Consider the following 14,972-nt stretch of genomic DNA (forward strand, 5'->3'; position numbering starts at 1 on the left):
TGTCCGTCGCACCACCAAAAGGGGTGAACGGTCGTAACTTTCCCGTGCGGGTCGCGTTTTGTCGCGCTAGGAGATCAACCGGACACGGATCGTCATGCCGCGGTCGACCCGAGTGGCCCGGCCCGGTGTCGGGCCGCGACCCACCCGAGTCGCCCGCCCGGTGTCATGCCGCGGCCAACTCCCGTCGCTCCGCCCTGCGTCGCGCGGCGACCTGCGGATCGAGCGCCGGTACGGCGGCCAGCAACTGCCTGGTGTAGGGGTCGCGCGGCGACTCGTACACCCCCGCGGCGGGCCCTTCCTCGACGATCCTGCCGCGACGCATCACCGCGACCCGGTCACTGACCTGGCGCACGACGGCCAGGTCGTGCGCCACGAAGACCAGCGCGAGCCCGAGTTCACGCTGCAACTCCCCGAGCAAGCCGACCACATGGGCCTGGGTGGTGACGTCGAGGGCGGAGACCGGCTCGTCGCAGACGATGACCCGGGGGTCGGCCGCGAGCGCCCGGGCGATGCCGACCCGCTGGCGCTGCCCGCCGCTGAACTCATGGGGGTACCGGTCGTGATGCGCTGCTTCGAGCCCCACGCGCTCCAGCAGTTCGCCCACGCGCTCGCGGATGCGCCCCTCCTCCCGCTCGCCCCGTGCGCGCAGCGGGTCGGCGATGGACTCGCCCACGCTGCGTCGTGGGTTGAGGGAGGAGACCGGGTCCTGGAAGACCATCTGCACGGCCGGGTTCACCCCCTTGTGCGGGCGGTCCTCGAAGGTCAGCGATCCCGCCGTCGGCTCCAGCAGCCCGACGAGCATGCGCCCGAGGGTCGTCTTGCCGCTGCCGCTCTCGCCGACGATCCCGAGGGTCTCGCCGCGCCGCAGGACCAGCGACACGTCGTCCACGGCCGTGAAGGCCCGCTTTCCGCGCCCGAACTCGCGCCTGAGGCCGGTCGCCTCCAGGACGACCTCCTCGACGACCTGCTCGGGGGCCGCCGGGGCCTTCCGCGGTGCGTCCAGCCGGGGGACCGCGGCCAGCAGTTCCCGGGTGTACGGCTGGGCCGGTGCGCCCAGCACGTCGGCGACCGGGCCGTGTTCGACCGCCCTGCCGTGCCGCATCACCAGCACCTCGTCGACACTCTCGGCGGCGACGCCGACGTCGTGCGTGACGAGCAGCAGGCCCATGCCGGTCTCCTCGCGCAGCGTGTGCAGCAGGTCGAGGACCTGGGCCTGGACCGTCACGTCGAGGGCGGTCGTCGGCTCGTCGGCGATCAGCAGCCTGGGTTCGCACGCGAGCGCCATGGCGATCAGGGCGCGCTGGCGCATGCCGCCACTGAACTCGTGAGGCCGGGACCGGGACCGCCGTGCCGCGTCCGGGATGCCCACCCGGTGGAGAACCTCCACGGCACGCGCGCGTGCCGCCCGCCGGGACACACGCGCGTGCACGCGGTACACCTCGGCGATCTGGTCGCCGATCGCGTAGTACGGGTCCAGGGAGGACAGCGGATCCTGGAACACCATGGCGGCCCGCCCGCCGCGCAGCCGCCGCAGCTCCTCGTCGGAGGCGCGCCGCACGTCGGTGCCGGCCACCTCGACCGTGCCCTCGACCCGCGCGCCGGTGCCGCGGTGGAGACCGAGCAACGCGGACGCCACCGTCGACTTGCCGGAGCCGGACTCACCGACCAGGGCCAGGGCGGCGCCCTCCTCCAGGCGGAAGGAGAGTCCGTCGACGGCACGCGTCGCGCCGAAGTCGACGCGGAGGCCGGTCACGTCGACCAGGCTCATGTCAGCACCACCCGTCGGTCGGCCACCGCGTACAGGACGTCCGCGACGGCGTTGGCGAGGACCACGAAGAATCCGATGACCAGGACCATGCCGACCACGACCGGCAGGTCGACGACGTTGACGGCATGGACGAGTTCCTGTCCGATGCCGGGCAGGCCGAACAGCGTCTCGGTGAGCACCGCGCCGCCGATCGCCGACCCGACGTTGTTGGCGTTCAGCGCGATGACCGGGGCGAACGCGCCGCGCAGTGCGTGCCGCCCGACGATCGACCGTTCGCCGACGCCGTACGCGCGGAAGGTGCGGATGTGGTCCTCGGCCAGCGTCTCCAGCATCGAGGCCCGGGTCAGCCGGGCGAACGAAGCGGCCTCGATCAGGGCCAGCGACAACCAGGGCAGCAGCAGGTTCCACGCCCACTGTTCGGGGTCGTCGCCGAGCGCCACGTACTGCGGGAAGGGCAGCAGTTGCAGTTCCCCGCAGACGACGATCATCAGGACCAGGCCGATGACGAAGACCGGGGTGGCCGTGCCGGCGAGGGTGATGGCGGTCAGCACCCGCTCGGAGAACCGGCCGCGCCGCCAGGCGGAGAGCACGCCGGTGCCGACGCCGAGGACCAGCCAGATGACCATCGCACCGGCCACCAGGGACAGACTGACCGGGAGCTTGGCCAGGATCAGCTGAGTGACCTGCCGGTCGCTCTGGTACGACAGGCCGAGGCAGGGAGCGGAGCAGTGCTGGACCGACGTACCGGTCGAGTAGTCCTGGCCGGCGACGAGGCCCTGCAGGAAGTGCCCGTACCGCACGAACAGCGGGTCGTCGAGGTTCAGTTGCCGGGCCACCTGGTGCACCTGTTCCGGTGAGCAGCGCGGGCCGCAGGTGATCTGGGCGACGTTGCCGGGCGTGGCGTAGAAGACGACGTAGACGATCACCGAGATGACGAACAGGGTGAGGACGGCGCCGACGGCGCGGCGCAGGACGAAGCCGGTGAGGCCGCTCATGCCGTGCCTCCCTGGTCCGCCTTCGACTCCCGCCTGCGGCCCGTCCCGACGCGCAGCCGGGAGGCCGCGCGCGGGTCGAGGGCGGTGCGGACGCCGTCGCCGAGGACCGTGAGGGCGAGCACCGTGACGAACAGGGCGCCCGCGGGCAGCAGCAGGTACTGCGGGGCGGCCTGGTACCAGACGTCGGCGCTGGTGAGCATCTGCCCCCAGGAGGGCGTCGGCGGCTTCACACCGACGCCGAGGAAGGACAGGGCGGCCTCGACGGTGATGTTCATCGGGACGAGCAGCGCGGCGTACGTGATGACGGGGGCGGCGATCCCGGGGAGGAGCTCGCGGCGGGCGATGCTCCACGTGCCCCAGCCGCTGAGCCGGGCCGCGGCGACGTGGTCGAGTTCCTTGAGGGTGAGCGTCTGCGCCCGCACGATCCGGGCGATGTTGCCCCAGCTGATCAGGCCTATGACGAGCGCGACGAGCACGGGCCGCGGGAAGCTCGCCGGGACGATCGCGAGCAGGGCCAACGACATGATCATGAGCGGCATGGCGACGAAGACGTCCGTGAACCGGCTCAGCAGCTGGTCGACCCACCGCTTCCCGAGTGCGGCCGCGACGCCCACGGTGATCCCGAGAGCGACCTGCACGACGGTCGCGGCCAGGGCGACGCCCAGGGACACGCGGGCGCCGTACACCAGCCGCGCGAAGAGGTCCCGGCCGGTCTGCGGTTCGACGCCGAACCAGTGGTCGGCGCTCGCTCCGCCGAGGGACCCGATGGGCACGCCGCCGCGCGCGGAGTCCACCAGGGAGGGGTGGTAGGTGGTCGGGTCCTGGCCTTCCAGCGCGGTGAGCAGCGGCGCGGCGAGCGCGACCAGGACGAGCAGCGCGACGACTCCGGCCGCGACGAGGGCGGCGCGCTGCGTGCGCAGCCGCCGCCAGAACTGACGGGCCCCCGAGGCGGCCGGGACGGTCGTGTCCGTCCCGGCCGCCTCGGCGGCGAGAAGTGCCTCACTCACGGTGTCACTTCACCGCGACCTGGGAGATGTCCAGCACGCCGGTCCAGTCGCTGATCACGACGTTCTTGACGTCCTTGCCGACCAGCCGCTTGTAGACGGGGTGGAACAGCGGCACGGTCAGGGCCTGCTCGCCGATCTTCTTGTCCAGCGCACCCCACCTCTTGGCGGCCTGGTCAAGGTCGGTCAGCTTGTTGATGGCGTCGATCTCGGCGTTGACCGACGTGTCGTTCAGCAGGCCGGTGTTGAAGTTGGCGCCGTCCTTGACGATCTGGCGGCCGTCGAAGATCGGGGCGAGGAAGGGCCCGCCGGAGGGCCAGTCGGCACCCCAGTGGGCGAGGAAGAAGCCGGGCTCGGACTTCACGTTGTGGATCTTGTCGGAGTAGTCGTTCTCCTCCAGACCCTGCAGCTTGACCGTGATGCCGGCCTTCTTGAGCGCGTCCTGGACGGCGGTCGCGATCTCGGGGCTGGTCTCGAAGTCCCTGGCGTTGGAATGCGTCAGCGTGACGGTGAGGCCCTTGGCGTGCCCGGCCTCCTTGAGCAGCGCCTTGGCCTTGGCCGGGTCACCGGTCTTGCCCGCCGGGAAGAGGTCGTAGGGCGTGTAGCCGAAGGACTTCTGGTCCGGCAGGAAGGTGGTGGCGGGCTCGGCCAGCGCGGACCCGCCCGCGGCGTTCACCACGGACGACCGGTCGATGGCGTACGAGATGGCCTGCCGCACCTTGGGATCGTCGAACGGCTTGACGGTCGGGTTGAACGCTATGTAGTTGGTGTAGCCGAAGTGCCCGGTGCCGACGCGGGAGGCGAGGTCCTTGTCGCCGGTGACCTTGGCCAGTTCGGCCGGGCCTAGGTTGGTGTCCGTGGTGACCGCGGCGGCGTCCGCTCCCTGGGACGCGGACAGCCGCTGGTTGATGACGGACGAGTCGAGCCCGGACCGCACGTCGATCTTGTCCGGGTAGGCCTTGCGTTCCGCGTCGGTCGCGGCGGACCAGTGCGTATTGCGCTCCAGCGTCAGCCGCTCGCCGTCGTTGTCGTTCCGCACGACCTTGTACGGCCCGGAGGAGACCGGGTGCTCCTCGTACTTGGTGCCCGTGTCCTTGCTCTTCGGGACGGGGGCGAACTGCGTCTGCGTGGCGAGGTACGGGAACTCGCCCTCGGGCTTGTTCAGATGGAAGACGATGGTCCGCTCGTCGGGCGTCTCGATCGCGTCGAGGCCCTTCTTGTCCTTGTACGGGCCCTGGTAGTCGGCCGCCCCGACCAGCCAGTCCCGCAGGTAAGGGGCGCCGCCGGAGAGCTCGGGGGCGAAGGAACGCTCGATGCCGTACTTGATGTCGGCCGAGGTGATCGGGGTGCCGTCCTCGTACTTCAGGCCTTTCTTCAGCGTGTACGTCCACACGGTCGCGTCCTTGCCGGGACGCCCGGTGTCGGTGGCGAGGTCGGGGACGACCTTCGCGCCGGCGGCGCCGTTCTCACGGTTGCGGGTGGTGAGCGTGCGGAAGACCAGGGACGGGACGTTGCCGCCGCCGGAGGTGTAGAGGCGGGCCGGGTCGAAGTCCTGCTGGGGCTGGGCGTTCAGCACGGTGAGCGTGCCGCCCTTGTGAGGCGTGGAGTCGCCGCCGGCGGCCTTGGCATCGTTGTCCTTCGGCCCGCAGGCGGCGGCGCCCGCTGCCAGGACCAGGCTGACGGATGCCGCGGCCACGCGGCGCGCTGTGACGGACGGTTGGCGCATCGGAATGACGACCTCTCGGAAGGCGTCCCGGACCAAGATTTCTCGGATCGCGAGACGAAAAGACGAAGGGTGAGACGGAAGAAGACAGACGTCTGCCCGGCGCCGAGTCGTCGGAAAGCCGTGACCGAGTCACGGGGAGAGTGAGCGACGCGCGCCGGGGGCGGGCGTCAGCAACAGTGGATGTCGGCCACGCAGAGCGGGGTCACGCCGATGAGCGCCAGCTCGATGGCGGCGCGAACGGAGGCGTGACGGGGCGACATGCCCAGAAATATGAACGATCATTCCGCGCGTGTCAACGCGAGCCGCGCCACATCCCGCGGCGTACCGGTCAACTCTCCGGATACGCCCAGGCGTTGGGGCGGCAGTGGATGCCGTCGTGGTCGAGGAACTTGGTCTGCTGCTGCATGACCGGGGCCAGGTCGCCGTCCTTGTCGCAGGTGACGTGATTGAAGCCGAGACGATGGCCGACCTCGTGGTTGATGAGCATCTGCCGGTAGGCGTGGATCTGGCTGTCGCCGTAGGTCTCCGAGCCCTGCGCCCACCGGTAGGCGTTGATCATCACGCGCTCGGTCGCCGCCGAGTCGCAGGAGACGTTGTCCTGGGTGGTGTCCAGGCCCGACTTGGCGCACCAGTCGGCGGTGGTGCCGGGGCTGGCGAGGGTGATCACGAAGTCGGGCTTGCCGGAGTAGATCCGCTCGAAGGTGCGCGCGCCGTTGTGGGCCCAGCTGCGCTGGTCGTTGAGGGTTTTCTGCACAGCCTCCGCGAAGAGCGCGCCGTCGAGTCCGAGGCCCTGCTCCACGTCGACGCGGTAGGTGAACTTCTGCCCGGAGCCCGGCGCCTTGGCGATGCCGGGGACGGCGTCGAACTTCCCCGAGCCCTTGAGGCCGGCGCCGAGCGGATACGTCCTGCCCATCTTCTCGTCGTACGTCAGCAGCTTGGCCTCGGGAGCGGGTGCCCGGCCGTCCGCACGGGACGCGGAGTCCCGGACGTCACGGGCCTGGTCACCGGCGGACTGCGACTGCACCCCGGCGGCGCCGTGGTCGTCGGCGACCTGCCCCGCGACCACCACGGCCAGCACCGTGGTGACGGCCGCGGCCGCGATTCCGGTGAACGTACGGCCCTTGCCGCCCCGGCCCGGCGCGGGCGCGCCGGTGGGCCCCGCGTCGTCGTGGCCGGACCCGGAGCCGGCAGGGCTGCCGACACTCCAGTCCGCCACGGAGGCGTAGGCGTCCGCGGCGTGCGCGGAGGCGGGCGTACGGGGCGCGAAAACGTCGTCCTCCTCGTTGACGAAGGCATCGATGTAGTCCTGCCGCGGCCCGGGCACGGGTGCCCGGCGCTGCCGCGGTATGGGTACGCCGACACCGGCGGTCCCCCCGCCGCTCGCCCTCGGCTCGCCCCAGCCGCCCCCGGCTTCCCGCTGCTCGGGATGCCCTCCGCGGGCTTGCGGGAAGCCGCGCGCGGGGGTGCCGTCCGGCAACCGGGGAACACCCCTCGCCGGAGTTCCGTCGGCCATCCTCGGAACACCCCTCGCCGGAGTTCCGTCCGGCGACCGGGGAACGCCGTGCGCGGGGTGCCCGTCAGTCCGCCGCGGAACGCCACGCGAGCCGGCATCCTCGGCGAGGCGGGGCACTCCCCGTACCGGCGTGCCGTCGGGCAGGCGCGGCACGCCCTGGGCCGGTGTGCTGTCGGGGTGCCAGCCGTCGGGCAGGCGCGGCATGCCGCGCGGCGTTCCGTCCGCGGGTGCGGGCCTCGGCCCCGGCACCCTGCGCGCGCCCTGCGACGGCGCACCGCCCTGCGGTGTGCCGGGCGGTGCGGTCCTGGCTCCCCGGCCGGCGTCAGGCGTCTGGCCCGGCCGCTGGCTCTGTGCGGCGCCGGTCCGGCCGTCCCGTGCTGCGGTCGTGTCCGCGCCGTCGTCCTTGACGACCGGTCCGCGGCGGCTGTGGCGTCCCACGTCGCGCCTCAGCCCCCCATGCTGTCGTCGGTGCCTGGTCCGCCTGCGGTGCCCCCGTCAGCCGGCCGGTCGGCCTGCCCGGCCCGCCGTGCTCCCAACGCTTCTGCGTCTTCGAGCAGTTCACGAAAAGCCAGGGCCACGGTCTCCGGGTACTCCATCATCGCCACATGGCCCGCGTCGGGCAACGTCACCATCCGGGAGCCCCGGAAGGCACGGGCCGCCTTCTGAGCCATGCGGAAGCCGACGAGCTGGTCACGGCCGCCGTAGACGAGGAGGGTCGGCGCGAGGACTCGTTCCGCCTGGCGCCACAGCCCCTGCTCGCCCCCCAGTGTGTAGGCGTTGACGATCCCGCGCGCGGAGCGCGCCATCGCGTCCCAGAAGTACGGCAGCCGCAGGCGCCGCTCCATCTCCTGCACGGCGTTGCGGAATCCTTCCGGCGTCACCCGCCCGGGGTCCCCGTAACACAGCGCCATCACGCCGCGGACCCGCTGCTCCGCCGTCCACTCCCGGGTGAGCCGGGTGAAGAGGAGGGCGACACCGGGCACCGCCAGCAGCCCGGTGGGCACGGCGGTGCGCTGCACTCGGATTTCCGGCAGAGCGGGCGACACGAGCGTCAGCGTACGGACCAGATCGGGTCGAACCGCGGCGACACGGGTGGCGATGGCGCCGCCGAGCGAGTTCCCGAACAGGTGCACGGGGCCGCGTCCGGCGGCGTCGAGGTAACGGATGACCGCGCGGGCGTGCCCCGTGACGGAGTAGTTGCCGTCGTCCGGCGGCGGGGAGTCGCCGAAACCGGGCAGGTCCAGGGCCTCGCCGTCGACGGAGTCGTCCAGCAGGGCCATCAGCGCGGACCAGTTCTGCGAGGAACCGCCGAGCCCGTGCACGAACAGGGCCGGAGGCAGCCCCTCGCGCGCCGGAGGCCTCGCCCGCATCGTGAGCGTGACGCCGGGCAGCTCGACCGACCTCAACCGCTCGCCCTCCGCGACCCGGACGGTCCCCACCTTGGGCAGCACATTGGCGGGCGGCACGAACGGCAGCTCGGTCGAAGACATGCGGCAATGTTACGAGACGATCACGCAGTGACTCATGTGTTCGCCTGTGTTCGCCGTCACAGGAATCGGCCGTTGGAGACGCGGAAGAACAGGCACCCGGTCACGGAGGGGCGGCAGTCGGCGGCGGCAGCACCGCGTCACGTCCCGGACGCGGATCGCATAGCGTCCGGATCGGGTGTCTCCTAGGCTCGTACAGAGGGCACCCGCGTGTGGCCCCTGCATTCCCAGGGACGTTCGTAGGAAGGGAGCCCAGCATGGCCGTAGACCCCACCGACCCGGAGACGTTCGAGGCCGAGGACGCGCCGGAGGCGCAGGAGTTCGACGTCGAGGCGCCCGAGGTCGACGCGGCCGAGCAGCAGGCGGACATCGCGCCGGACCGCGACGACCCGCTGACCGCTGTCGACCCGGACCGCGCGAACGAGGCGGATCTGGTGGAGCAGGCCCGGATCGTCTCGCTCGACGAGGACGACTACCGGTGACGATCGCCGCCGACGGGCGACGGACCGCTCCACAGAACAGGAAAGAGGCAGCCTTTTGCCCGCTCTGACCCTGTTTAAAACCTTCGCAACCGCTTTCGCATCCGTCCGGTCCGTGAAATTCTGCGCTCTCACCGCGCACACCACGGTTACCGAAAAGTACGATGGCGACGCGGCCAGATCCGCACGTGGACGATCATGGGAGGCGGCGTGACAGCCATCGAGCAGACAGAGGCGGTTCGCCCGCGGGGCACACGCCTGCCACGCCGTGCCCGACGGAACCAGCTCCTGGGTGCCGCCCAGGAGGTCTTCGTGGCCCAGGGCTACCACGCGGCCGCGATGGACGACATCGCGGAACGTGCCGGCGTCAGCAAGCCGGTGCTCTACCAGCACTTCCCGGGCAAGCTCGACCTCTACCTCGCGCTGCTGGACCAGCATTGCGAGTCGCTCATCCAGTCCGTCCGCAACGCGCTGGCGTCGACGACCGACAACAAGCAGCGCGTGCGGGCGACGATGGACGCCTACTTCGCCTACGTCGAGGACGACGGCGGTGCCTTCCGCCTGGTCTTCGAGTCGGACCTGACGAACGAGCCCGCCGTGCGCGAGCGCGTCGACAAGGTCACGAACGAGTGCGCGGAGGCGATCTGCGACGTCATCGCCGAGGACACCGGCCTGTCGCGCGCGGAGTCGATGCTGCTCGCCTCGGGCCTGGGCGGCCTCGCCCAGGTGGTGGCGCGGTCCTGGCTGCACAGCGACCGCAGCGTGCCGCGCGACCAGGCCGTGCAGCTGCTCACCTCGCTGGCATGGCGCGGTATCGCGGGCTTCCCGCTGCACGGCATGGACCAGCCGCAGCACTGACAGGCGTCTTTGTTCCCGCCCGATGTTCGCTCGTGGCGTTCTCGGGCGGAGCATGTACGTCCCCTCACCGGGCTAATGTGTGCTGCGTACGGCGCGGAAGGTCGCGCACATCACTGACCGTCGGAGGGACATAGCCGTGGAGGTCAAGATCGGCGTGCAGCACGCGCCCCGCGAGATCGTTCTGGAGAGCGGTCAGACTGCCGAGGAGGTCGAGCGCGTGGTCGCCGAGGCGCTGGCCGGGAAGTCGCAGCTGCTCAGCCTCGTGGACGAGCACGGCCGCAAGCTCCTCGTCCCGGCCGACCGTCTCGCCTACGTCGAGATCGGCGAGCCGGCCCCGCGCAAGGTGGGCTTCGGCGCGCTGTAGGGCACGCGTGGAGCGGGGCGGGACGGCTGCGGCCGTCCCGCCCCGCTCGCGTTGCCGACGCTATCTCCGACCCTTCGCCGACGTTTTGGCCCGTTTGCGTCACGCTCTCTCGGACACCCCTCCCATGTGGCCCTCGGCTTCCCCTTGCACCGCACCGGTTCCTCCACGGATGGAGCACAGGTCGCCCACAAGGGTGGATTGGATTTCGCAGGTCAGGGGTAAGACGGGCTACGACCGATTTGGGCAGGCCGGCCGTGTGGGAGGGACCCCGACATGCTCCTGGAAGCGCTGAGCTCCGCGATCCTCGGCCTGGCTCTGGCGTGGGCGGCCGCACACCGCCTGCCGCACCGTCTCCCGGCCCGCTCCATGGTGCTGTCGACCGGCGTCGCCGGCGCGCTCTTCGGGGCCTTCGTCATGCACAGCGCGCTGGAAGCGGGACATGTCCTGCTCGTCCTGCTCGGCGCGGCGATCGTCTCGGTGGCCTCGCTGTCGCTGCTGCTGCGCCCCGCGGGAAGAATGCGCCGCCGGTCGGCGACCGCGTGACGGGTCGCCGGTGGTGGCGCTTGCGAGGACGCGGGCCGGCCGAAGGACGGCCGGGCCCCGTCCGGCCGGATCGTCCCGGCGTCGCGGGGACCGGTCCGGCCGAAGGCACTGAAGGCACCACGTCCGACCGCCCGCCCCTGGCAGACGACGGCGAGTAGGCCGTTTCTAGGCGGCCAGCCCCAGTGCGGCCATCCGCTTGGTGTGGGCCTCGGTGATCCGGGAGAACATCTTGCCGACCTCGGCGAGGTCGAAGCCGTCCGCGACGCCACCCACCAGCATGGTCGACAGCGCGTCCCGGTCGGCGACCACCCGCTGGGACTGCGACAGGGCCTCACCCATCAGCCGCCGCGCCCACAGCGCGAGACGCCCGCCCACACGCGGGTCGGCGTCGATCGCGGCCCGCACCTTCTCCACGGCGAAGCCGCCGTGCCCCGTGTCGTCGAGCACGGCCAGCACCAGATCACGGGAGTCGGAGTCCAGCCGGGCGGCGACCTCCCGGTAGAAGTCGCTGGCGATGGAGTCGCCGACATAGGCCTTCACGAGGCCCTCCAGCCAGTCCGAGGGGGCCGTCTGCTTGTGGAAGCCGTCGTAGGCGGCGACGAACGGCTCCATCGCCCGCGTCGGCTCCTCCCCGATCTCGGCGAGCCGGTCGCGCAGCCTCTCGAAGTGGTGGAACTCCGCCGACGCCATCTTCGCCAGCTCCGCCTTGTCCGCCAGTGTCGGCGCCAGTTTGGCGTCCTCCGCGAGCCGCTCGAACGCCGCGAGTTCCCCGTAGGCGAGCGCACCGAGCAGATCCACGACCGCGGCGCGGTACTGCGGGTCGGCGGAGGCCGTCGCCCAGTCCCGGGCGGCGACGGAGGCGGGTTCGGCGGCGGCGGTGTCCGAGGCGTTGTCAGGCTTGTCAGAGCTCGTCATGAAGCGCACAATAACCCGCTTGCCGGGGGCCGTAAGTCCCTGGTCAATCACTGTGACGACGACTACGTGACCGAATCGGCCATCGCATGTGCGCGATTCCGGGGTATGGTGGTAATGCGCCTGCTGGTACGTCGACGTACCTCGACAGGCCGCACGTATGAGGATGCCCGGTCGGTGGCCCGATCGGCTCCGACCCGACAGCCCTCCCCGGCCGTCCGCCACAGTGCGTACGAGACCCGGAGGGGGACACCCTCAGCGGCACGAGCGCTAGAGCGTCGGCGCGGTCCCGTGCTCTACGGTCCGCCCGTAGGCAGCCGACGTCCCCGGCACGGTCTGACACGACCCCGCGCTCGCCTCGCGCCGCCCACACAGAAGAGGCAGCACCCTGACTACGTTCCGAGAGCTCGGAATCCTCCCCGAGACCGCCGAAGCCCTTGAGGCCGTCGGCATCACCACTCCCTTCCCCATCCAGGAGATGACGCTCCCCGTGGCCCTGTCGGGCACGGACGTCATCGGCCAGGCCAAGACCGGCACCGGCAAGACGCTGGGCTTCGGCCTCCCGCTCCTCGAGCGCGTCACCGTCCCCGCCGACGTCGAGGCCGGACGCGCCGCGCCCGAAGCCCTCACCGAGGCCCCGCAGGCGCTCGTCGTGGTCCCCACGCGCGAGCTGTGTCAGCAGGTCACCAACGACCTGCTGACCGCGGGCAAGGTGCGCAACGTCCGCGTCCTCGCCATCTACGGCGGCCGGGCCTACGAGCCGCAGGTCGAGGCCCTGAAGAAGGGCGTCGACGTGGTCGTCGGCACCCCGGGCCGGCTGCTCGACCTCGCCGGTCAGAAGAAGCTCAACCTGAAGCACGTCAAGTGCCTGGTCCTCGACGAGGCCGACGAGATGCTCGACCTGGGCTTCCTGCCCGACGTCGAGAAGATCATCAACATGCTGCCGGTGCGGCGCCAGACGATGCTGTTCTCGGCCACCATGCCGGGCGCGGTCATCGGCCTCGCCCGCCGCTACATGTCGCAGCCCACGCACATCCGCGCCACGACGCCGGACGACGCGGGCGCGACGGTCGCGAACACCAAGCAGTACATCTACCGCGCGCACAACATGGACAAGCCCGAGATGGTCGCGCGCATCCTCCAGGCCGAAGGCCGCGGTCTCGCCATGGTCTTCTGCCGCACCAAGCGCACCGCGGCCGACCTCGCCGACCAGCTGAAGCAGCGCGGCTTCGCCTCCGGCGCGGTCCACGGCGACCTCGGCCAGGGCGCCCGTGAGCAGGCGCTGCGCGCGTTCCGCAACGGCAAGGTGGACGTGCTCGTCTGCACCGACGTCGCCGCCCGCGGCATCGACGTCGAAGGCGTCACGCACGTCATCAACTACCAGTCGCCGGAAGAGGAGAAGACGTACCTGCACCGCATCGGCCGGACGGGCCGCGCGGGTGCGAAGGGTACGGCGATCACGCTGGTCGACTGGGACGACATCCCGCGCTGGCAGCTGATCAACAAGGCGCTGGAGCTCGACTTCAACGACCCGCCGGAGACGTACTCCACCTCTCCGCACCTCTTCTCCGACCTCGGCATCCCCGAGGGCACGAAGGGCATCCTGCCGCGCTCGGAGCGCACGCGCGCCGGGCTGGACGCGGAGGAGCTCGAGGACCTGGGCGAGCCGGGCGGCCGCGGGCCGCGCGGGCGCGGCGGCCGGGGTGGCCGGGGCGAGCGGGAGGAGTCCCGTTCGGCCGACCGTGAGGGCTCGTCGCGTACGCCGCGTCGCCGCCGTCGTACCCGCGGCGGAGCCGCGGTGGACGGGGCTCCCGCGTCCACCGGCACCACCGCGCCGGGCACGACGGCCGCCGACGACGCCGCCGAGGCGGACGCCGTGACGGCTCCGCGCACTCCGCGCCGCCGTCGCCGCACCCGCGGCGGGGCCCAGTCCCAGCCGGCTCCGGCCGCGGCGGTCGAGTCCGCCGCGTCCGAGCAGGCGGAGAGCGCCGTCGCGACGGCGGAGGGCACGGCCACGGAGGCCTCCGAGACGGCCGCGAAGCCGCGACGGCGCCGTACGCGCCGTTCGGAGACGACTGTGGCGGAGACCGAGGCCGCGCTGACGCCGTCGGCCGCGGAGTCGGCGGTCGTCGCCGAGACTCCGGCCGCGGACACCGCACAGGCCGAGACCGCTGCCAAGCCGCGCCGTCGCACCCGCAAGGCCACGACGGCGTCCGCGGCCGAGTCGGCGCTCGACACGGCCGCCGGGACCGCCGAGCCCGCGTCGGAGCCGGCGGAGACCAAGCCGCGCCGCACCCGCAAGGCGGCCACGAAGGCCGAAGCGAGCGTCGACACGGCCGAAGGGACCACCGAGTCCGCCCCGGAACCGGCCGCGACCAAGCCGCGCCGCACCCGCAAGACGGCCACGGCGGCGCCGGGCGCGGAGGACGCCGTCGAGGCGGCCGAGGCCAAGCCCAGGCGTACGCGCAAGGCGGCGGCTGCGGCCGAGACCGCCGTCGACACGGCGGAGGCCGCCGAGGCCAAGCCGCGCCGCCGCACCCGCAAGACCGCCGAGAGCGCGGCCACGGCCACGGCCGAGTCTGCCGAGGGCGCGGAGACCAAGCCGCGCCGCACCCGCAAGGCCGCCGCTCCGGCGGAGGAAGCCGTCGACACGGCCGAGGGCGCGGAGGCCAAGCCGCGCCGCCGGACCCGTAAGGCCGCCGAACCGGCCCCGGCCGTAGCGGGGATCCCGGCCCAGGCGGCCCAGGAGCCGGAGGCCGCCGAGGCCAAGCCGCGCCGCACGCGCAAGACCGCCGCTGCCGTCGCGGAGGCGGAGACGGAGACCGCCGAGGCGAAGCCGCGCCGGACGCGCAAGACGGCTGCCGCAGCCCCCGAGGCGGAGACCGCCGAGGTCAAGCCGCGCCGGACCCGGAAGACGGCAGCGGCGGCCGAGGCCGCCGTCGACACGGCCGAGGGCACGGAGGCCAAGCCGCGCCGCCGCACCCGCAAGGCCGCCGAACCGGCCGAGATCCCCGCGCAGGCGGATCAGGAGCCGGAGGCCGCCGCGGCCAAGCCGCGCCGCACGCGCAAGACGGCAGCAGCGGCCCCGGCTGCCGCTGCCGAGGACGCGACGGAGCCGAAGCCCAGGGCGCGCCGCACCCGCAAGGCCACCGCCGCCGCGGAACCCACGGAGGGCTGACCCGCTCCTCCCAGACGGCCCGGCTCCCGAACAGGGAGCCGGGCCGTCGGCGTTCGGCCAGGCGACACGTCCGGCCCATGCCCGAAGCCACCGCCACCCCCCGCCCCGCGAAGACCTGACACACCTCTCCATGACGGCCGTGCGC

General features: G+C 72.3%; 13 protein-coding genes. 5 read left to right on the forward strand and 8 right to left on the reverse strand.

All coding sequences use genetic code 11. The features are described 5' to 3' along the window. Window positions 1-163 precede the first annotated feature (163 nt). The 7 genes from ADK65_RS19820 to ADK65_RS19845 all read right to left on the reverse strand — a co-directional run bounded on the left by ADK65_RS19820 (window position 164) and on the right by ADK65_RS19845 (window position 8,496). Window positions 164-1,768 (reverse strand): dipeptide ABC transporter ATP-binding protein, encoded by a 1,605-nt coding sequence (locus tag ADK65_RS19820; protein ID WP_053671648.1) that lies wholly within the window; start codon window positions 1,766-1,768, stop codon window positions 164-166. Beyond that, a complete protein-coding gene (locus tag ADK65_RS19825; RefSeq protein ID WP_053671649.1) occupies window positions 1,765-2,763 on the reverse strand; it encodes an ABC transporter permease in 999 nt (332 codons plus the stop codon). Before ADK65_RS19825 ends, ADK65_RS19820 begins: the two co-directional genes overlap by 4 nt. Next, a complete protein-coding gene (locus ADK65_RS19830; RefSeq protein WP_053671650.1) occupies window positions 2,760-3,770 on the reverse strand; it encodes an ABC transporter permease in 1,011 nt (336 codons plus the stop codon). The genes ADK65_RS19825 and ADK65_RS19830 overlap by 4 nt, the downstream gene beginning before the upstream one ends. Window positions 3,771-3,774: 4 nt before the next feature. Beyond that, the gene (locus tag ADK65_RS19835) at window positions 3,775-5,493 is read right to left on the reverse strand and encodes an ABC transporter substrate-binding protein (protein ID WP_053671708.1); all 1,719 of its coding nucleotides are present in this window, start codon (window positions 5,491-5,493) and stop codon (window positions 3,775-3,777) included. 167 nt (window positions 5,494-5,660) lie between these two features. Further along, the gene (locus ADK65_RS39795; protein ID WP_324614289.1) at window positions 5,661-5,753 is read right to left on the reverse strand and encodes an Ms4533A family Cys-rich leader peptide; all 93 of its coding nucleotides are present in this window, start codon (window positions 5,751-5,753) and stop codon (window positions 5,661-5,663) included. A gap of 68 nt (window positions 5,754-5,821) precedes the next feature. Beyond that, window positions 5,822-7,444, reverse strand: a complete 1,623-nt coding sequence (locus tag ADK65_RS19840) for a DUF3152 domain-containing protein (protein WP_053671651.1) — start codon at window positions 7,442-7,444, stop codon at window positions 5,822-5,824. An 8-nt stretch (window positions 7,445-7,452) separates the two neighbouring features. Next, window positions 7,453-8,496 carry an alpha/beta fold hydrolase gene (locus ADK65_RS19845; protein WP_053671652.1) on the reverse strand — a complete coding sequence of 348 codons (1,044 nt, stop codon included), beginning with the start codon at window positions 8,494-8,496 and terminating at the stop codon, window positions 7,453-7,455. A 254-nt stretch (window positions 8,497-8,750) separates the two neighbouring features. Between ADK65_RS19845 and ADK65_RS19850 the strand changes: the two genes are divergently transcribed. From ADK65_RS19850 to ADK65_RS19865, 4 genes are all read left to right on the forward strand, one after another. Beyond that, on the forward strand, window positions 8,751-8,975 hold the full coding sequence (locus ADK65_RS19850) for a hypothetical protein (RefSeq protein ID WP_053671653.1): 225 nt from the start codon (window positions 8,751-8,753) through the stop codon (window positions 8,973-8,975). Window positions 8,976-9,182: 207 nt separating this feature from the next. Next, entirely contained in the window at window positions 9,183-9,830 is a 648-nt protein-coding gene (locus ADK65_RS19855; RefSeq protein WP_053671654.1) for a TetR/AcrR family transcriptional regulator, read from the forward strand. A 136-nt stretch (window positions 9,831-9,966) separates the two neighbouring features. Beyond that, entirely contained in the window at window positions 9,967-10,194 is a 228-nt protein-coding gene (locus ADK65_RS19860; RefSeq protein WP_030854792.1) for a DUF3107 domain-containing protein, read from the forward strand. Window positions 10,195-10,467: 273 nt separating this feature from the next. Beyond that, the gene (locus tag ADK65_RS19865; protein WP_053671655.1) at window positions 10,468-10,737 is read left to right on the forward strand and encodes a hypothetical protein; all 270 of its coding nucleotides are present in this window, start codon (window positions 10,468-10,470) and stop codon (window positions 10,735-10,737) included. 165 nt (window positions 10,738-10,902) lie between these two features. Here the strand turns inward: ADK65_RS19865 and ADK65_RS19870 are convergent, their stop codons facing one another. Further along, the gene (locus tag ADK65_RS19870; protein ID WP_053671656.1) at window positions 10,903-11,652 is read right to left on the reverse strand and encodes a ferritin-like domain-containing protein; all 750 of its coding nucleotides are present in this window, start codon (window positions 11,650-11,652) and stop codon (window positions 10,903-10,905) included. Between the two features lie 475 nt (window positions 11,653-12,127). On the opposite strand from ADK65_RS19870, the gene ADK65_RS19875 reads away from it, so the two are divergent. Next, the gene (locus ADK65_RS19875) at window positions 12,128-14,827 is read left to right on the forward strand and encodes a DEAD/DEAH box helicase (RefSeq protein ID WP_053671657.1); all 2,700 of its coding nucleotides are present in this window, start codon (window positions 12,128-12,130) and stop codon (window positions 14,825-14,827) included. Window positions 14,828-14,972 lie beyond the last annotated feature (145 nt).

It is taken from the genome of Streptomyces sp. NRRL B-1140 (genome assembly GCF_001280065.1).
GTDB lineage: Bacteria > Actinomycetota > Actinomycetes > Streptomycetales > Streptomycetaceae > Streptomyces.